The sequence below is a fragment of the Candidatus Methylacidiphilales bacterium genome (assembly GCA_033875315.1).
Taxonomy (GTDB): Bacteria; Verrucomicrobiota; Verrucomicrobiia; order Methylacidiphilales; family CAZTYG01; genus JANRJG01.
The window spans coordinates 18,405-36,825 of the sequence record JANRJG010000039.1 but is presented as its reverse complement, the minus strand read 5'-3'; the positions used below and the strand labels follow the sequence as shown (position 1 = coordinate 36,825).

19 protein-coding genes and 1 tRNA gene are annotated in these 18,421 nt (G+C 61.0%); 9 read left to right on the top strand and 11 right to left on the bottom strand.

Annotation, left to right across the window (positions count from 1 at the left end; genetic code table 11):
• Positions 1-37: 37 nt before the first annotated feature.
• From SFU85_12025 to SFU85_12010, 4 genes are read right to left on the bottom strand one after another with little or no spacing between them, the layout of a single operon-like run.
• On the bottom strand, positions 38-2,434 hold the full coding sequence (locus SFU85_12025) for a glycosyltransferase (protein ID MDX6767503.1): 2,397 nt from the start codon (positions 2,432-2,434) through the stop codon (positions 38-40).
• On the bottom strand, positions 2,421-3,146 hold the full coding sequence (locus SFU85_12020) for a polysaccharide deacetylase family protein (protein ID MDX6767502.1): 726 nt from the start codon (positions 3,144-3,146) through the stop codon (positions 2,421-2,423). The genes SFU85_12025 and SFU85_12020 overlap by 14 nt, the downstream gene beginning before the upstream one ends.
• Positions 3,143-3,871 (bottom strand): GNAT family acetyltransferase, encoded by a 729-nt coding sequence (locus SFU85_12015; protein MDX6767501.1) that lies wholly within the window; start codon positions 3,869-3,871, stop codon positions 3,143-3,145. Before SFU85_12015 ends, SFU85_12020 begins: the two co-directional genes overlap by 4 nt.
• Entirely contained in the window at positions 3,868-5,082 is a 1,215-nt protein-coding gene (locus SFU85_12010; protein MDX6767500.1) for a glycosyltransferase, read from the bottom strand. Before SFU85_12010 ends, SFU85_12015 begins: the two co-directional genes overlap by 4 nt.
• 112 nt (positions 5,083-5,194) lie before the next feature.
• Here SFU85_12010 and SFU85_12005 point away from each other — a divergent pair, with 112 nt between their 5' ends.
• From SFU85_12005 to SFU85_11975, 7 genes are all read left to right on the top strand, one after another.
• Positions 5,195-5,941, top strand: a complete 747-nt coding sequence (locus tag SFU85_12005) for a polysaccharide deacetylase family protein (protein ID MDX6767499.1) — start codon at positions 5,195-5,197, stop codon at positions 5,939-5,941.
• A 33-nt stretch (positions 5,942-5,974) separates the two neighbouring features.
• A complete protein-coding gene (locus SFU85_12000) occupies positions 5,975-6,724 on the top strand; it encodes a type III pantothenate kinase (protein ID MDX6767498.1) in 750 nt (249 codons plus the stop codon).
• On the top strand, positions 6,702-7,535 hold the full coding sequence (gene trpA, locus SFU85_11995; GenBank protein MDX6767497.1) for a tryptophan synthase subunit alpha: 834 nt from the start codon (positions 6,702-6,704) through the stop codon (positions 7,533-7,535). The genes SFU85_12000 and trpA overlap by 23 nt, the downstream gene beginning before the upstream one ends.
• Complete coding sequence (gene ruvX, locus SFU85_11990) at positions 7,532-7,948, top strand: Holliday junction resolvase RuvX (GenBank protein MDX6767496.1); 417 nt, start codon at positions 7,532-7,534, stop codon at positions 7,946-7,948. Before trpA ends, ruvX begins: the two co-directional genes overlap by 4 nt.
• Positions 7,949-7,964: 16 nt before the next feature.
• Positions 7,965-8,612 (top strand): acyloxyacyl hydrolase, encoded by a 648-nt coding sequence (locus SFU85_11985; protein MDX6767495.1) that lies wholly within the window; start codon positions 7,965-7,967, stop codon positions 8,610-8,612.
• Positions 8,613-8,696: 84 nt separating this feature from the next.
• On the top strand, positions 8,697-9,509 hold the full coding sequence (gene truA, locus SFU85_11980; protein MDX6767494.1) for a tRNA pseudouridine(38-40) synthase TruA: 813 nt from the start codon (positions 8,697-8,699) through the stop codon (positions 9,507-9,509).
• 6 nt (positions 9,510-9,515) lie between these two features.
• Positions 9,516-10,004 (top strand): tRNA (cytidine(34)-2'-O)-methyltransferase, encoded by a 489-nt coding sequence (locus SFU85_11975; GenBank protein ID MDX6767493.1) that lies wholly within the window; start codon positions 9,516-9,518, stop codon positions 10,002-10,004.
• On the opposite strand, the gene SFU85_11970 is transcribed toward SFU85_11975, so the two are convergent.
• The 6 genes from SFU85_11970 to SFU85_11945 form a co-directional block, all read right to left on the bottom strand.
• Positions 9,979-10,407, bottom strand: coding sequence for a TA system VapC family ribonuclease toxin (locus SFU85_11970; protein MDX6767492.1), 429 nt, complete (start codon positions 10,405-10,407; stop codon positions 9,979-9,981). The genes SFU85_11975 and SFU85_11970 overlap by 26 nt on opposite strands.
• A complete protein-coding gene (locus SFU85_11965; protein ID MDX6767491.1) occupies positions 10,404-10,658 on the bottom strand; it encodes a hypothetical protein in 255 nt (84 codons plus the stop codon). The genes SFU85_11970 and SFU85_11965 overlap by 4 nt, the downstream gene beginning before the upstream one ends.
• A gap of 152 nt (positions 10,659-10,810) precedes the next feature.
• Positions 10,811-10,881: transfer RNA gene (locus tag SFU85_11960), tRNA-Gly, on the bottom strand.
• Positions 10,882-10,931: 50 nt separating this feature from the next.
• Positions 10,932-11,609 (bottom strand): hypothetical protein, encoded by a 678-nt coding sequence (locus tag SFU85_11955; GenBank protein ID MDX6767490.1) that lies wholly within the window; start codon positions 11,607-11,609, stop codon positions 10,932-10,934.
• The gene (locus SFU85_11950) at positions 11,588-12,139 is read right to left on the bottom strand and encodes a hypothetical protein (GenBank protein ID MDX6767489.1); all 552 of its coding nucleotides are present in this window, start codon (positions 12,137-12,139) and stop codon (positions 11,588-11,590) included. The genes SFU85_11955 and SFU85_11950 overlap by 22 nt, the downstream gene beginning before the upstream one ends.
• Positions 12,140-12,147: 8 nt before the next feature.
• A complete protein-coding gene (locus SFU85_11945; protein ID MDX6767488.1) occupies positions 12,148-13,449 on the bottom strand; it encodes a glucose-1-phosphate adenylyltransferase in 1,302 nt (433 codons plus the stop codon).
• Positions 13,450-13,514: 65 nt separating this feature from the next.
• Here SFU85_11945 and glmS point away from each other — a divergent pair, with 65 nt between their 5' ends.
• Positions 13,515-15,362 carry a glutamine--fructose-6-phosphate transaminase (isomerizing) gene (gene glmS, locus SFU85_11940; GenBank protein ID MDX6767487.1) on the top strand — a complete coding sequence of 616 codons (1,848 nt, stop codon included), beginning with the start codon at positions 13,515-13,517 and terminating at the stop codon, positions 15,360-15,362.
• Between the two features lie 109 nt (positions 15,363-15,471).
• Entirely contained in the window at positions 15,472-16,338 is an 867-nt protein-coding gene (mtnP, locus tag SFU85_11935; protein MDX6767486.1) for an S-methyl-5'-thioadenosine phosphorylase, read from the top strand.
• Between the two features lie 648 nt (positions 16,339-16,986).
• Here mtnP and SFU85_11930 read toward each other — a convergent pair.
• Positions 16,987-18,219, bottom strand: coding sequence for a cysteine peptidase family C39 domain-containing protein (locus tag SFU85_11930; GenBank protein MDX6767485.1), 1,233 nt, complete (start codon positions 18,217-18,219; stop codon positions 16,987-16,989).
• Positions 18,220-18,421 lie beyond the last annotated feature (202 nt).

The window sequence follows — 18,421 nt, the reverse complement described above, 5'->3', positions numbered from 1 at the left end:
TATGGACGAACGCGGCTCCTTGGTCGGGGGCCGGCCCTCACGATGCCGTACGCTGCCAAAACCGGCGAAAAGCCTGATCCCAACTTCGCTTTTCCTGCAATTGAGCCACGTGGCTCATGATCCGCTCACGACTGATGGGGTGTTCCAGCAAATCGCGGATGGCCGACACCCAAAAGGATTTTTGTCCAGCCGGAAGCACACGTCCCTGTTCCTCCAGACGCACCAATTCACGTGGCCCACCCACGTCCGAGACCAGGACCGGCAGTCCCGCTGCCTGGGCTTCGATGACCACATTACCAAAAGTGTCGGTCGTGCTGGGGAAAACAAAAAGATCGGCCGAGGCATAGGCCCGCCCCAGTTCCAAACCGGTCAGGATGCCGGTGAAAATGGCCTCCGGGCAGGTTTGTTTCATTTCATCCAGATAGGGCCCGTCGCCGACCACGGCCAGGTCGCAGCCCACGCCCGCCGCACGCAGTTCCTTGAAGATATCCACCAGGAAGCCCAGTTCTTTTTCCTTGGAAACCCGCCCGACGTAGAGCAGGACCGGATGGCGGGCGCCCCGCTTTTTCCAGAAATCGCGCTCACGGTGTTTGGGATTGAAGAGTTCGGTATCCAATCCGCGCGGAAGGATGTCCAAACGGGAAGGGGAAAATCCCCGGTCGATCCAACACTGCCGGTAAAACTCGGAGTTCACGTAGACCAAATCCATCTGGGAGTAAAACCAGTGCATGAAGCTCCACATCAGGGTCTCCATCATCTCATCCTCGGTCAGGATGCGCACGTATTGGGGGAAATCGGTGTGGTAAATCCCGATCGACGGGATACCCAGCAGCTTGCCCGCCGCCATTGCCGTCATCCCGACCGGCCCGGGCGTGCTGATGATCAATTCGGTGAACCCCTCCCGGTCGATGTAGTCGATCATGTCGAGCACCGGGGGGAAACTGAGTTTCTGCAGCTTGTACTCCGGCAATTCGAACTCACCCACCGGTTCGAAGTTCTTCAACCGGATGTCATCAATCTGGCTGTCGGATCGGCAGGTCACCACCGTGAGGTCGTGGCCCTGCTGTCCGGCCGCCTGGGACATGGTGCGGATGGTGCGGGCCACGCCATTGACGTCCTCGAGGGTATCGGTGAACCAGGCCCGGCGGCTGTTGCGCAGGGCGTCGGGAACCACGGGCAGGAAACCCCGGGCCGCGGCCCGCAGCAACGGCCTGTTGGTGCGCAGTGTATGATAGGAAAACACATAAGGGGCCACCCCCGCCAGGATGGGCAGCATGCCGGTGGCCGGTTGGAGGCTTTCCAGCAGCTCGCCCCGGTCTATCCGCTGGATGACTTGCCGGAAAAGACGGTAGACCAGATCGTTGGCGATCTTCGAAGCCATGCGGAAGGAGCGCCGCTCGGCATTGGGCTCCAGGCGGATGATCCGGTCCAGCTGGGTGGTCAATCTCGGGTCGAGGAAGTAAGTCGCCAGTTCGCGGTTGAGGGAGGGGTCGTTGGGCCGGATGAAATCCATGGCCTTGCCCGTGCGGATGGCTTCGGTGAGGTGACCCAGTCTTTCCCCCCAGGAAAAATGCGTGGGATTTTTGCCCTCGAGGAAGCGGCGGGCCACATCCTGCACCAGTTTCATGCCCTGGGGTGCGGTCTTGCCCAGCCGGTCGGACGCGTAGGAAAAGACCAGGTTGTAGATGCTGTTGGAGAAACGGAGCGGGTCCCCTCCCCGGCCGGCCGGGGCTCCATCCCCCCGCATGACCGCGCGCAAAAACTCCCGGTGCCCGCCCGCGGCGGCGCACTCGGTCCAGGTCTGGCCGAGATACAACCCACCGTGATCGTCCGAACTTCCGAAGCGCGCTTTTTTCCATGGCTCCGGCGGAAGCGGACTCAGTCCGTGTTTGTCCGCCAAACGGTCGATCCACTCCGGTGTGAGACGGTCAAGACAGGCCGCCGTGACCTCTCCCGCCAGGGGATCGCGGTTGCCGTTGAGGGTCTCAAAACAGGAAAAGAGCAGGAGAAGGCGCTCGAAATGCTCGACGGTGTACGAATGGTTCACCCCGGAGAGCGGGTGGGTGACGGCGTGGGCGATGTCCGCGGCACGGAGATAGGCGGCCAGTTCGAAGATGTTGGACCTCAGCCGCTGGATCTCCGCATGTTGGGCCTCGGTGATGTCCCAGACCAACAGATGGACCTTGCACCCATCCGCCGGGAAATACGTGGTGACCTCCTCGCTGAGGAAACTGCCGGGAAGGTGGAGGATCTGCAGCCCGCCCTCGATGCGGTTGTGGTCGGTGATGGTGATGAAATCAAACCCCGCAGCGGCCAGACGCTGGTGGATCACCAGGGGATCGGTGTAACTTTCCGGAACCCCGAGTTTGCGCAACACCCATTCCGACGGACGGTCGGAAAAACGGGAGTGCACCTGAAGGTCACATCTGGGCATACGCCGCGTAAGTTATCGGCTGGTAGCCATCCGCCAAGGCCATTTCCACAATCTCCCGGATCTGCATCCGCAACTCGGGATACTCCAGGTCGCGCGGATGCAGGCTCAACCGCAGCAGGGGCTTGCCCCGCAGGCGGCTGAATAGCACCGGATTCCATTGGAACGAGGCCGAGCGTCGCCACCACGAACGGGTGCTGTAACAAAGGCTTTGCGAGGCCACCTCCAACGCCTTGGGCAGGACCTTGAACGCCCGCAGCCGGGTGGTGTAGAGGAATCCCAAACGTCGCAGAAGGTGATCGTGCTTTTCCGGCATCAGCCAGGCCGGGGCGATGAACCCATGCAGCGGCCAGCCCCGTTCGTCCCACAGCCTGCGTCCCCATTCAATGCGGTGCTTGGCCTCGCCCTCGCTCAAATCGACAAACTCGCATTCACCCGAAGTGTAGAAGGCGGACCAGAACAAGGTCGCCAGTTCGTGACCCGCCTGCTGGTGGTAGTATCCGTGCAAAACAAGGTCATGTCCCCCCGAGGCGCACCGCTCAAGAAAAGCGAGCGAGGCCGGATCGGAGGCGGTGGTCCGTTCACGGTGGAAATGCGGCACAACCAGAATGGAGGTTTGCCCGACGCCCCACGCGGCCAATTCCTCCACCTGGCGACCGATCAGATCGAGGGAACCGGGGTGGAAATCGTGCAGGGAAACCACCAAATGCTTCATGCCCCGCCCTCCAAAGTTCCCTGGTCTTCCTTTCCAACCTTCCAGAGATCGGTCCCGTAGAGGCGCGGGTTTTTCCGCAGATCCTTGACCACGGTGAAAAGGTAGACCGGCGTGGGCACCAGATGGCGGTACTTGGTCACTTCCACACAGTCCTTCACCTCAAATCCATAGCGCGCGAACATGCGCTCCCCGCGCCGCTTCTCAAAGGTCACCATCTGCCCATAGACCGCCGCTTCGCCCGTGCGGTGCAGGTAATCCAGAAAGAAATCGATCAGGTCATGGGTGCCGCGCACGGTTCGATAGGGCGAAAGCAGGTTGATGTGGAAATGGGCCATCTTCTCCGGCCGGGCGGGCACTTCCCGCCAGCCTCTGGACAGAATCCAGCGGACGTATCGCCGCGAAGCCGCATTGTAGACGGTGGCGTACCGGATGATGCCCCTGAGAAATAGGCCGGGGGCCGCGCGCCGGTCGAAGGCATCCTGCTTGGCCGGATGTCGCGACCCGAGGATGTAGCCCTGAACCCGCCCTTCCGCCTCCAGCACGACACTGGATTCGGGCTCGATGTCGGTGTAATAGGCCGTGAGGTAATCCGCAAAGAGCTCGCGGTCCTGGAACACCGGATCAATCGGCTGGCCCAGGAATCCCGTATCGCAACAAATTTGACGGATCCGTTCACGGTCCTCCGCCCGGTAAAAACGCACGTGGATCGGGGTGTCTTTGCTCATGCGATAGGGATATGGAAATCGGCGTGGAGCGCACCGTGCCGCCGGCGCTCCCGGTTTTGTTCAATCGCGGCACGATAGATCTTCCAGACGTCATCAAAGACGGTTTTCCAGGAATACCTGGCCCTGACATGTTCGCTGGCCGCTTGTCCCCGGGCGGCCAGATCGGTGCGGGAGTACCGGTCGATGGCCAGGGCCAGGGCCTCCGGGGTGTTGGCATCGGCCCAGTCTTCCAGTCCGGCGGCGATCAACGCATCCATGTAAGTGCCGTGGATGCCCACCACCGGGCACCCGCAGGCCTGGCTCTCCAGGGTGACCAGACCGAATGTCTCGCAAACCCCTGGATGAACAAACAGATCGGCGGCCCGGTAGATGTCCGCCAATTCCCCCGAATCATGACAGTAGGACATCCACTGGAAGTGCGGGATGCGGTCCTGCAACTCCCGCACCTTGGGCCGTTGCGCCCCATCGCCAATCACCAGATAGGTATACCGGCCCGGATGCGCAGACTCCAGCCGGTCGAAAGCTTCCATCAACAACGGGGTGTTTTTCTCGCCGGCCAGACGCCCGACATACAAGAGCAGGATGCGGTCGGCCGGCAGTCCCAGCCTTTCCCGCACGGCCGGATCACGCGGACCGGGCCGGAAAACCGCGATGTCCACCCCCAATCGCACCGGGCGTGTCGTCGCCACGCCCCATCCGGCCAGCAGACGGGCCAGGTGCTCGGAGGGCACCAAGGTGACGTCGAAGTCATTGTAGAGCCTGACAATGTAATCCTGGGCATAGGCCAGACCGACCTCGCGCACCCATGGACCACAATATTTGAAAGCCGTGCGCAGGTAGGCCTCGGGAAAATGCGAATGGTAGAAACCCACGACCGGGATGTTGTTTCCGTGGGCGGCATCGATCATCCGCCAACCCAAGTGATAAGGATCGCCGGACTCGATCAGGTCGGGTTTTTCCCGGTGGATGAACTCCTCGGCACGGGCCAGGTTGAAGAGGATGCGGTAACGCGAACTGCGGTTGATGCGGGGGGAACGGACGCTGCAGGTGGTCAGCCGGCCATCGCGCACCACCCCCGTCCGATCCCCGGGTACCAGGAGAATGTGTTCGTCCTCGGTGTGCTCGAGAACATAACGCCGTTTCTCCTGAAGGTAACGGCGCACCCCTCCCCCGACCTCGGAATAGAACTGGGTAGCATCGCAAATCTTCATCGCAAAGGGTCGAAGCATGGGCTGCGGACTTGCGGCTTGGCAAGCGAAAGCATGGCGGGCGGCTCCACTGCTTTGGGATTGCCAGAAATCCACCAGACACGATAATCACCCCATGTTGAGGAGGGCCGAATTCCTGAAAATGACCGCACTCGGAGTGGGTGTGGGGTCGGTCCTGCCCGCTTGGGCCGCCGAACCTGAACCGGTCAAACCCGACGAAGCCAAAACCCGGCTCAATGCACACTTCGTCAATCACGGGCCGGGTTTCAACAACCGTCTGGCCCTGACTTTCGATGACGGGCCGACCCCCGGCGTGACAGAAATCGTTCTCAAAGAACTGGCCCGCCGTTCCATCCCCGCCACTTTTTTCATGATCGGCCGCAATGCCGATGCCTACCCCTCTCTGGCCAAGGAAGTGGCCGCGGCCGGACACGAGATCGGCAACCATTCCTACACCCACCCCGCCCTCAGCGGGCTGAGTGAGGAAAGGGTCAATTACGAACTTCAAAAAACCCAGGATGTCCTCGAGGGCATCAACGGCCGCCCCCCGGCTTGGTTCCGTCCACCCTATGGGGCCTTCCGCCGCGATCAGGGCCCGATACCCCGCTGCAAATCGCTCGGAGTGGCCCTCTGGTCCGTCGACCCGCGTGACTGGTCACGCCCCGGTTCCTCCACCATCGTCCAGCGTGTGGTCTCGGCTGCCGCACCGGGATCGATCGTCCTCCTCCACGATCTCCACAGCCAAACCGCCGAGGCCTGTGGCGCCATGCTAGACCAATTGATGGAAAAGGACTTCCAGTTTGTCCGGCTTTCCCAGTTGCTTGGAGAACCCTACGGCGAGTTCTACACCGCCCAAAGCTGAGCCCCCCGGCCCTGTCCTTCCCCCATCCCACCCATGCCTCCCGCCCCGGGCCCTGCCCTCCTGGTCAATATCAACAACACTTGGACGAAGTTCTGTCCCCTCGTCGGTGGGCGCCTCGGTCGCATCGAACGCTGTTTGACCCGCGATCTCCAACCCGCCTTCCTGCGCCGCATCCAACGGCGCCACCCCGGACACCCCCTCGTGGTCTGTAGTGTGGTCCCGCAGGCCAGAAAACTCCTCGACCAGGTATGGCCTGCCAAACAGCTCCTGGATTTGGACCACCGCAACCTGCCCGGCATCAAGATCAAGTACCCCCGACCCAAACAAATCGGTGCCGACCGTCTCGCCAATACCGTCGCCGTCTGCCACCTCCACCCCCTCCCCGCCATTGTCGTCGATCTCGGAACCGCCCTGACCTTCGACATCATTTCCAGCCGTGCGGAATACCTAGGCGGGGTCATCGCCCCGGGCCTGCAGGCCTTCACCGACTATCTCCATGAAAGAACCGCCCTCCTGCCGCGCGTCAAGTTGACCCGCCCCAGCCGTGCCGTGGGCAAAAGCACCCGCGAAGCCATCTGCATCGGCGCCTTCCACGGTTACCGCGGCCTGGTCCAGGAGGTCCTTTCCCAGGTCCGGGCCGAACTCGGTTCGAAAAATGCCACCGTCATCACCACCGGGGGGGATTGCCTCATGATGAAAGGCGCCCTCAAGGGCGTCGACGTTGTCGACCCCCTCCTCGGGCTGCGCGGATTGAAAATCGTTGCCCACCATCTTCTGGGGTGAGAAAGTGCCCCTGACCGTGAACCGCATCGACCGCCTTTTCCAGAATCTTTCCTCCCGCCAGTCCCGTGCCTTCGTGGCCTATCTCGTCGCCGGCGACCCCTCCCCGGACCTCACCCCGGCCCTGGTGGCCGCGCTAGAACGGGCCGGTACCGACGTGGTCGAACTCGGCGTTCCCTTCTCCGACCCCCTCGCCGACGGGGTGGTCAACCAATTGGGGGCGCAACGCGCGCTCGAAGCCGGAACCACCGTGGCCGGCGTCTTCTCCATAGTGGAAAAAATCCGGGCCTCCACGCAAATCCCCCTCGTTCTTTTCACCTATTACAATCCGGTCCACCACTATGGCCTCGACCGCTTTCTGGCCGACTGCGAACGCACCGGCGTCGACGGCATTCTCCTCCTCGACCTTCCTCCGGAGGAAGCCGGCCCGGAATGGAACGCCCACCCCGGCGTCCGCCGGATCAGCCTCATCGCCCCGACCACACCCGAGGAACGAATCGGCAAAATCACCGCCGCTTCCTCCGGTTTCATCTATTACGTCTCACGGGAGGGCGTGACCGGCATGCAGACCAGCGTTTCCAGCAGCATGGAGGAACGGGTCGCCCTCATCCGTCGGCACACCTTCCTGCCCGTCTGTGTCGGATTCGGCATCTCCAATCCCGAACAGGCCCGCCAAGTGGCCCGCGCCGCCCAGGGCGTGGTGGTCGGCAGTGCCATCGTCGACCGCATCGCTTCCTGGCGCAACGAAGCCGACCTCGCCGCCCGACTGGAAGCCTTCGTCCAACCTCTGGCCGCAGCCTGCCACCAGCCATGAGCCGGGTGATGGCGCTTGATTACGGGAGCAAACGCGTCGGGGTGGCCCTCAGCGACCCCACCGGCAACCTCGCTTCTGCCCTGCCCCCTTTGCCCACCACCCCCTTCACCAAGCTTTTTGGCACCCTCCGGGCCTTGGTGCGCGAAAAAGAAGTCGACCTGATCCTGGTCGGCCTGCCCCGCAACATGGACGGAAGCTACGGCCCCTCCGCCCGGTCTGCCGAGGAATTCGCCCGCCGCCTCAAGGAAGTCGTCCCCATCCCCATCCGCATGGTCGACGAACGCCTCAGCACAGTGGAAGCGGCAAAAAAACTGCGTGAGGGGGGCACCCGCTCCCGCCAACAGAAAGAAAAAATCGACGGCGCTTCGGCACAGGTCATGCTGCAAAGCTTTCTTGACACGCCCAAGGAATGAATTCTAAATTTCGCACGTGAAAACACATTTCTACGCGCTGGCTTTGTTGCTCGCTTCGGGGATTTCCTCTCTCCAAGCAGGTTCCGATCAGCTGCGCATCGCTCCCGCTTTGAACGAACCCCGCTTTGTCGAGGACCGCATTTCGGTCCAAGCGGTGACTGGCGCCCTCTTCTCCGGCACCGGCATCGGCCCCAAGATCCCTACCTTCAATTACGCCCAAACCAACCTCCGCCTCGGCTGGATGTTGAATACCCCCAATCCCGAGGGCGGGTTTTTCGCCGGCAACTGGGAAGCCCTGGCCGAACTCTCCGCCAGTGGCGTTTTCGACGGCTTCGGCTCGGTCGTCATCGGTCCGACCGCACTGGTGCGCTACAATTTCGTCCAACCCAATTGGAAGGTCGTCCCCTACGTCCAAGCCGGTGCTGGCATTGTCTACACCGACGCTTACGAGGACGACAACCAGCAAGCCATCGGTCAGGCCATTGAGTTCACCCCCCAGGCCAGTGTTGGATTCAAATTCCTGGTGAACGAGGAGTGGTCGGTTGACCTCGAAGGCATGTTCCACCACATCTCCAACGCCAGCATCGCCGAGCGCAATCACGGCGTGAACGCGCTCGGGGGCTTCATCGGGGCCACCTACAATTTCGACAAGCTCTGGAATTGACCGGCTCATCCCATCGCTTCCCCTTCTTCAGAAGCCCCTGATCCGAGAATGGACCAGGGGCTTCCTTTTTTCACACCCCCACCCATGAGCTCCCCTGAAACCAAGGTCCACCGTTTGCTCGTGGCCTACGACGGGGCACCTTTCCAGGGATGGCAACGACAGGGGGACCTGCCCACGGTACAACTCGCACTCGAGCAGGCCGCGGCCCGCATCTGGGGCCGTCCGATCGACGTCCAGGGTTCCGGGCGCACCGACACCGGCGTCCACGCCCACGGCCAGGTGGCCTCCTTTCTGGCCGAGCCACGCATCCCGGAGCCCCGGCGACTGCGCATGGCCCTCAACGACCATCTGCCCCCCTCGGTGCGGGTCCTCGACAATGATTTCGCCCCCGACCATTTCCATGCCCGCTTTTCTTCCATCGGAAAGGAATACCACTACCGCATCCTCAACCGCGATGTGATGCCCCCCTTGGAGCACGGGCGGGCCTGGCACGTGCCGCGACCCCTCGACAGCCGGGCCATGACCGAGGCCCTGGTCCACCTCGAAGGACGGCACGATTTTTCCTCCTTCGCCAGCAATCCCGGCTACGAACGCACCACCATGGTGCGGACCATGTCCTTGTGTTCCCTCACCCAAAACGGCGAGGAAATCCGCCTGGTCTTCCGGGCCGATGGCTTCCTCTACCGCATGGTCAGGAATTTGGCCGGTGCCGCGGTCAAAGTCGGACTGGGCAAGGCCACCCCGGAGGATTTTCTCGGCATCCTCCAAGCCCGCTGCCGCCAGAACGCCCCCAACACCGCCCCGGCCTGCGGGCTTTACCTGGCACGGGTGTTCTATCCCCCTGATGTGGCCCCCACCTTTTCTTTTGCCCAGGAACAGAACCCCCTTTCCAACTGAAACCCCATGGCCCTCCACGTCGTCCTCATCGAGCCCGAGATCCCGCCCAATACCGGGAATGTGGCCCGTCTTTGCGCCGTGACCCACAGCCGCCTTCACCTGGTCGGACCGCTCGGCTTTCAGATCAACGATGCCACCCTGCGACGTGCCGGGATGGATTACTGGGAGCAGGCCAGCATCACCACCTACCCCGACTGGGCCGCCTTCCATCCCCAACTCATCGGACAACGTGTCTGGCTGGTCGAAACGGGCGGAGACCGCACCCTCTGGGATACTCCGTTCCTGGATGGTGACTACCTCCTGTTTGGAAAGGAAAGCAAGGGACTACCCGCCAGCGTTTTGGAAGCCTTTCCGGGCCGGAAAACCACCATCCCGATGCCCAACCCCATGACCCGCAGCCTCAACCTCTCCACCGCCGCCGGTATCGCGGTCTACGAAGCCTTGAGACAAATCCATCACGGAACATATTCTAAACCAGCGGATTCAGTCGTTTGAGGCCGGGAAAGCGGTCGAAATCCCGGTCGTTGCTCACCACCGTGGCGGAATGCTCCATGGCGTGGAGCGCGATCAAGGCGTCGGTTGACAGATTGCCGCCCCCACCCGCTTTTTCCAGCAGATCAAAGAAACGAGGAAGGGCCTGTTCGGAAAGCCCCAAGAGTCGCACAGAAGGCGATTCCATCCATTGCTCGACCATGAGCCGGACTTCGGCAACCGACAACGGGTCTTGGGCCAGGGTCGGGTGGGTCAAGAGACGGGTGAAGGCCAGCACCACCACCCACACCAACCCGACGGGTTTTTCTCCGGCCAGAGCGGCTTCCCACCATGCCCGCGCCTTGGCATGATGCGGCGCGGCCTCATCGTGGGCGTAAATCAAAATGTTTGCGTCGGGAATGATCATCGCCGGCCCCGCAAGGCTCCTTCCTCCGCCTCGATCTGGTCAAAAAGCTGGTTCATGCTCATGCCTTGGTAAGCGGGTTTGATCCCGACGCGACGAGTCACAAGGCGCACACGCTTGCGCGTCGATTTTCCAACGCCCAGCCCCCGTTGCAGGGTTTCCTCAACAATCTCCCGAAACGGGCGCTTGCGCTGCCGGGCAAGTTGCCGCAATTCTCCCAACAAGCCATCACTGATGCTGATGGTGGTTCTCATAAAAGCATCATGATGCCAGATTGAAGAAAGTCAACCGGCTTGGAGAAAGGACCAGTCGATCGGCTGAATGGTGGTCCCAATAGGATCGGAGTTGGCAGAAGGGTGATCTAAGTAGGGAGCCTGTCTTCAACCTGCCCGGCCACGATGAAGGGTGCGTCCGGAGGGAATCGAACCCTCACATCAAGCTTGGGAAGCTCGCATTCTACCACTAAATCACGGACGCCAGAGGGAAACCATGGCACAGACGGTGGCAAAGATCAAGCCACCCGCGGCTCACCGGGTTTTATCGGACTCTTCCTCGACCGCTTTGATGTAACCGGGGTAGTTCTGCCACCACTGGCGGCGTTCACCGAGGTACTTCATCATGGGGGCCGAGGTTTTGAGTTTGGCCAGAAGCTTGTTCCGCTCGTCGATCATGGCCAATAGCTTGGCCCCATCGGGTCGTTGCGCCATGGCTTCGTTGACCTTGGCGCTGAGTTCGCCAAAAAGCGCGCTGTCTTCACCGACCAGACTTGCCTCCCGGCCCACCCAGAGCTGTCCCCCCTTGAGGGCTTCGTAGGCCACATCAAAGGCATCGGCCACCCCGGCCCAACTGTCCTGGTCGATGCGCGCCTGGGCCTCGAAAAACCGGGAAAGCGACCGCCCGGCCTCGCTCTGCATGCGCAGGAAGGAAAACTCGCCGGGATTGAAATAGAAGAGCTTCTGGGCGATCTCATCCTGGACGGGAAAAACGATGCCCTCGATTTCCCGGATGCGGGCTTTGTCGTTTTTTTCGGATTCCTTGAGGGTTTTCAGCACCTCTTGGATATTGGCCGGTGCCTTCGGTGCCGCCGGAAGACCCCCCGTTTCCTGGGCCCTGGCAGCCGGCACTGCCACGGCCAAACTCAAAAGAGCCAAAAGCAGGACCGGTCGGCCAAGGACGTTGTCCCTCAATTCATTTTGCTCAGACATCGGCTGTACAGGCTCAGGTGCATCCGGATCAAACGCTGGATGTCTTCCGAGCGTTCGTCCGGGTTGTGGATTTGACCGAGAAAATTTTGGAGTTCCTGGATGCTGCGGTTCATCTCGCCCCGTGCCTTCTGGAAACTTCCCGTCGGATCCAGTTCGCGCAATTCGGATTGCAACTTTTCCAGACGCTTCTGGTCGCTTTCCTGAATGCCCTCGCGCCGCACCATCGTTTCCATCTGCCGCATGATGCGGAAACGTTTTTCATCGGCGTTCTTGTCGTTGTTGTAGGCCTGCAGATCCTCGGCCTTCTTGACCACCACATCGATCATCTGCCCGAGTTCCGCATGGTCGACCATGCCGCGGAGGAGCTTCATGTTGCGGACAAACTTGAGCGTCACATCGCCGAATTTGACCTCGCTCTGGCGGGCGGCAGTCTGCGATTGAACATCCGCCGCTGCCAACCAACAAACCGAGCACACCAGCAGCAGCCGGAGCGGCCACCACCAGGAACGTGCTTTCGGGAAACGCTGCATGCGCCAACTCAGATGACGGTTCCGTCCGGAACCACCGCGTCCTTCGGGATGATGACCACCCCGTCCCGCACGTAGTAGATACCGCCATCCGTATCCGGCTTGCCCTGGGCCCGGATCACCACATTCGCCCCGATGCGCGAGTTCTTGTCGACAATCGCCCCCTCGATCACGGTGTTCGGCCCCACCCCGATGTTGGGACGCCCCACACGCGCGTTCTTCTCCAGATCCGCCAGCGACTCGTAGTAGTCCGCCCCCATCAGGATGCTGTCCCGGATATTCACCCCGGGGTCCAGCCGGGAACGGATGCCGATGATCGACCGGAACACATTGCACTGCCGCATGATGCACCCGTCGGAGACCGTCGCCCGCTCGATCTGGCACTGGTCGATCTTGCTCGCGGGCAGGTAGCGCGAGCGGGTGTAGATGGGCGACTCGGCGTCGTAGAAATTGAATTTGGGCACCGGCTCTGTCAGGTCGAGGTTGGCATCGTAGAAGGCACGGATGGTACCGATATCCTCCCAGTAGCCGCGGTAAACATGGGAAAACACCCTCAGGTTGCGGATGGCCCCGGGGATGACATCCTTGCCGAAATCGGTCACGGCCGAGTCTTCCAGCACGGATTCCAGGACCTCGCGGTTGAAGACGTAAATACCCATGCTGGCCAGGAACGAGCCCTCTGAGGGATCCAATCCGAGGTTCTTCCGGGCTTCCTCCTCAATGACCAGGCTGTCCAACTGGGCGTCTTCCTTGGGTTTTTCGACAAAACGGGTGATCCGGGCCTCCCGGTCGATGTGCATGATGCCGAAGCCGCGTGCGGCCGCCCGGTCCACGGGAATGGTCGCCACCGTCACGTCCGCCTTCTGTAAGACGTGTTGCGACAGGATGTGCCGGTAGTCCATCCGGTAAAGTTGGTCGCCGGAGAGGATGAGAACGAGGTCATGCTTGTGATTGCGGAAATGGCGCAGATTTTGCCGGACCGCATCCGCCGTTCCCTGATACCAGCCGGTCAGGTCGCTCGATTGCGTCGCCGCCATGATTTCGATGAATCCCCGCGGATTGTAGTCATCAAACCGGTAGCTCTGTTGCACGTGACGGTGCATCGAAGAACTGAGGTATTGGGTCAGGAGAAAAATGCGCTTGAGCCCGGAGTTGATGCAGAGGCTGATCGGGATGTCCACCAAGCGATATTTGCCCGCCAGGGGAACCGCGGGTTTGGCCCGCTCTTTGGTCAGGGGAAACAGACGGGTTCCGGCCCCGCCTCCAAGAATCACGGAAACAACCCGTCCGGGATCGGGGGTGTAAGAATCCATAGGGTCTTAATAAGTTGACGCTCGAAAGCTGGGAAGGCTAGAACAAAGTACAAATTGCTCTATTTATGTGTGGAATCGTTGCTTACACCGGTGGCCGAGATGCCCAACCCCTCATGTTGGACGCTCTGGCGCGTCTCGAATACCGCGGTTATGACTCCGCCGGAATCGCCCTGATCGAATCCGACGGGATTTCGGTCCAGAAAAAAGCCGGACGCATCTCCGAACTCAGCAAAACCCTGCGCCATCACATCTCCAAGGCCACCACCGGCATCAGCCACACCCGTTGGGCCACCCACGGTGAACCCTCCGACCGCAACGCCCACCCCCACCTCGACCGCTCCGGTCGCCTCGCCCTCGTCCACAACGGGGTGGTGGAAAACTACCAGACCCTCAAAAAAGCGCTCGTTGCCAACGGCCATCTCTTTGCCTCCGACACCGACACCGAGGTCCTGGCCCACCTCATCGGTGTTTGTTATGCCGAATCCACCCAAACCGGCGACGCCCGTCTCATCGAATCCGTCCGCCGCGCCCTTTCGGAAATTGAAGGCACTTACGGCATCGCCGTCATCCACGCCGACCACCCCGGTCTGATTGTCGGCGCCCGTCGCGGCAGCCCGCTCGTCATGGGGGTCGGGGAACACGAACAATACCTCGCCAGCGACGCCACCGCCCTTCTGCCCTACACCCAAAAAGTGGTCTACCTCAAGGATTACGACCTGGTCGCCCTGCGCCGCGAGAGCTTCGAGGTCACCACGCTGGATGCCAGCCAGTCTTCCTTCGAAATCAAGGAACTGGATTATGCACCCGAGGCCGCTGAATTGGGCGACTTCCCCCACTTCATGCTCAAAGAAATTTACGAGCAGCCCGTGGCCGTGGAAAACGCCCTGCGCGGCCGTCTCAACCAGGAGGAACTTTCCGCCAAACTCGGCGGCCTCAACCTGAGCAACGAACAACTGCGCGACATCGAACGCGTCATGGTCGTGGCCTGCGGCACCGCCCTGCATGCCGGCATGGTCGGCGAACAGATGTTGGAAACCGAAGCCAACATTCCCTGCGAATGCCACTTTTCCAGTGAATTCCGCTACGGCAACGTGCCGGTCGACCGAAAAAGCATCTTCTTTGCCGTCAGCCAGTCCGGCGAAACCGCCGACACGCTGGGCGCCCTCCGGGAAGCCCGCCGCAAGGGTTACCGCGTCCTCGGCGTCTGCAACAACGTCGGCAGCACCATCGCCCGGGAATCCGACGGCGGCGTCTACATGCACGCCGGGCCGGAAATCGGCGTGGCCGCCACCAAATCCTTCGTTTCCCAGGTCACCATCTTCGCCCTCCTCACCCTCCTCCTCGGCCGCATGCGCTACATCTCCCCGGCCCGCGGTCAGGAGATCATCGAAGCCCTCGAACGCCTCCCCCAGCAGATCACTTCGATCCTCCACCGCAACGACGAAATCCGCGAGATTGCCACCAAGTATTCCGGTTCCCGCAGCATGCTCTTCTTCGGACGCCAGGCCAACTACCCCGTCGCCCTCGAGGCCGCCCTCAAGATGAAGGAAATCTCCTACGTCCACGCCGAAGGCTACCCCACCGCCGAACTCAAACACGGGATCATCGCCCTCATCGACGACCAAACCCCCTCAGTCATGCTCTGTCCGCAGGACACCCTCTACGAAAAGAACATGAGCAGCATGCAGGAAATCAAGGCGCGCAAGGGCCCGGTCATCGCCGTGGCCAACGAGTCCGACCACGAGATCTATGCCGTGGCCGACGATGTCATCGAGGTTCCCAAAACGATCGAAATGCTCCAACCCATCCTCAACATCATCCCCCTCCAGTTGCTGTCCTACCACACCGCCGTTCTCCTCGGCCGTGATGTGGACAAACCCCGCAACCTGGCCAAGTCGGTCACGGTCGAGTGAGTTTTAAGTTTGTAAGGTTTAAGTTTTAAGTAACTTGATGCTTCAAAAATCGATCATTGCTCATCCGTCCCCACTTAAAACTTAATACTTCAAACTTAAAACCAACTGTATGCCCCCCATCCCTATCGCAGTCATCGGCGGCAGCGGCGTCTACCACATGGAAGGTTTGGACGGAGCCGAAGAACTCCGTCTCATCACGCCGTTTGGTGAACCCTCCGATGCCATCCGCACCGGAACCCTCTCCGGTCGGAAAGTCGCCTTCCTGCCCCGCCACGGTCGAAACCACCACCTCCTGCCTTCGGAGATCCCCCACCGTGCCAACATCTGGGCCCTCAAGTCCCTCGGCGTGCGCTGGATCATCAGCCTGAGCGCGGTGGGATCGCTCAAGGAACATCTCAAACCCCGCCACTTCGTCCTGCCACACCAGTTCTTCGACCGCACCAAGACGCGTGACACCCACACCTTCTTCGGCAACGGCATCGCCGCCCATGTCAGCTTCGGCAATCCCGTCTGCCTCAGACTGGCCACGATTCTATATCAAGCCGCCACCACTTCGGGTGCCGTCTGCCATTGGGGTGGCACCTATGTCAACATGGAAGGCCCCGCCTTCTCCACCCGCGCCGAGTCGGAATTCCACCGCTCCCACGGATTCGACGTCGTCGGCATGACCAACCTGGCCGAGGCCAAGCTGGCCCGCGAAGCCGAAATCAGCTACGCCACCCTGGCCATGGTGACGGACTACGATTGCTGGCATGGTGAAGAGGCCGAGGTCAGCGTGGCCGATGTGGTGCGCATCCTGCATGACAACGCCACCCTCGCCGCCCGCACCGTCGCCCTGGCAGTAGCCCAGATCCCGCTCCAAGAGCAGACCGCTGCCCATCACGCCCTCGACGCCGCCCTCATCACTCCGCGCCACGCCTGGCCGAACCAAACCGCCGAAGCCCTGCGCCCCCTGCTCGGCCGCTTCCTGGCCTGATACCGAATCCCTGAGTTTTAGAGCGCATCGCGTTTAGAGCCATTCCAGTTTAACTAGATGCATTTCTCACTCTCGGATGGAGCGGGCTCTTCCGCCGTCGCCTAGGCTATGGCGGGACAACCCACTCCACCCTGGGAACCCGGATTGATTCAATCAAAACTGGAAGTGCTCGAATTGGCACGGGGTTCATATCGTTTCTCTTACTCGCTCTCGTGTTCGTTCTCTCCCACTCAAAGAGCACGAAAAATGAGAAAGAGCATGAAATCGAGCGGCAGATTAAATGCAATATGCTCTAGAGGCTACCGGGAGCTTCTTTTTGAGTTTGGCCGGAACGCCCTGCTATTCCAAATTAAAATGACTGAGCGACAGAATAAACGGGAGGGCGAGGCTCCTGCCGAGCCGGTTTGATGTCTCTATTCCAAGGGCGGCTCAGCCCCGAAGGCTTACGGGGGAGCCAGGATCTTCGCCCTCCCATAAGGCACTTTTACGCCCACACAATTCAATTTGGTATGATCGCTTCTCCAACTGGATCGCATGTTCTTTTTTTGGTCTAGCTACCGCCAGCGGCTGATTGAATAGAAATTGCGACACAGTGAAATGATGTTCGTGGCCAACCTCATTTTCCGGCCCGGCGGAAACCCCCGATTGTCAGTTCCTGGGTTCAACGACAAACAACCCATTGGTCATCATGTAAGCGTCTTCCAAGGGCAACCGCTTGAGTTCGTGGCCGTAGCCCCAGCTGTCGGTGTAAAGCACCTCCCGCTTCTGCGGTTGATACCCGATGATCAGGCGCATATGGCCGCCCCTGGCCTGGGGAAGCTTGGGCTTTTCTTCGACCCACCCCAGTTGCACCCCCCAGGCCAGCGGGCGGCCTTGGTCGATGGTGTCGGTGATTTCCCGGTAAAATTTATCGACCCTGCCCTGGCTTTTCAGTCGGATCTCCCTCACCAATTCCGGCTGCATGCTGGCAAGAATCTCCGGCATCGAGATCACCCGCATGCCTCCGAAGCGGATTTCCGGCTCCTGCTTTCTTTTGGCGAGCTTGTTGTAATCCTCGACCAGGTCAAAAAAATCCTTGGACTCGAAGTTGATCTTTTCATCGACGCGCAGGCCGAGTTTTCCGCCCATATTCCGGAGGGCCTGGACCAGGCTGTCCGGATTGGTCCCCTCACCACTGGCGTTGGCCTGCTGGGCCAGTTCGTGCTGGTTCACCTCGCTGCCGTAATAGCGGAGAATGCGTTCCATCGTGGCCACCGCGCAATAGCCCTTCTGCCCCTGGTCCACCATGGGAACGCCCTCCAGAAAGACATCGCCATTGTCCAGTTTCTTCAGCCGCTGACGCAGGTCCAACAAAGCGGTATCGGCCTTGCGCTGGACACGCATGCCTTCGCTGGCTGTTCCGGGAGGAAAGAGGGTCAGGTTGATGAATTCGGGGCGGTCCTGCCGGCGTAATTCCCCGCTTTCCCGGACGCGGGAATAGGCCGTGTCGAGGCGGGCGGAATATGCCGGGGCCGACCACACCTTGCTCACCGACCGGATGCTGCTGCGCTTGAATTCATCCCCCAGGTCTTCCGCCGCCACACCCGCATGTCCGGCCACGGCGGCTTCCACCTTGGCGGCATAGGCCTCGAAGGAATCATCGGCGATGCGGCCCAGGTCGCCGCGGTTGTAGAAGGAGACGAAAACTTCCCTGGGCCCGGTTGCACCCAGACGGATGACCACCTCGGCCACCGACAAGTCCAAATAGGTCAGACCTTCCCCTGCCGCCCGAAGCTCGCTTTTCTCACTGGAGTTCCAGGAAAAGGGGGAATCACGGAAAAAATCCGGCAGGGCGGCGGGGGCAAGCGTCCAAAAATCCGGCGAACCAAGCCGGGAGTCCAAGGCATAGGTTGAAGGAGGTGGAACGGACTCGGCCCTGATACCAGTGGCTGAAAAATGGCCACAATAACCCATCAATAAAAAGCACAGAACTCTTCGCATCTCCGGGATGATGGGGCAACCATCGTTACCAGACAAGCCGGACGGGGCACTATCGGCGGCGGAAGCTTTACAAGGCGATGATGCTGGAAACGTTCGGAATCAG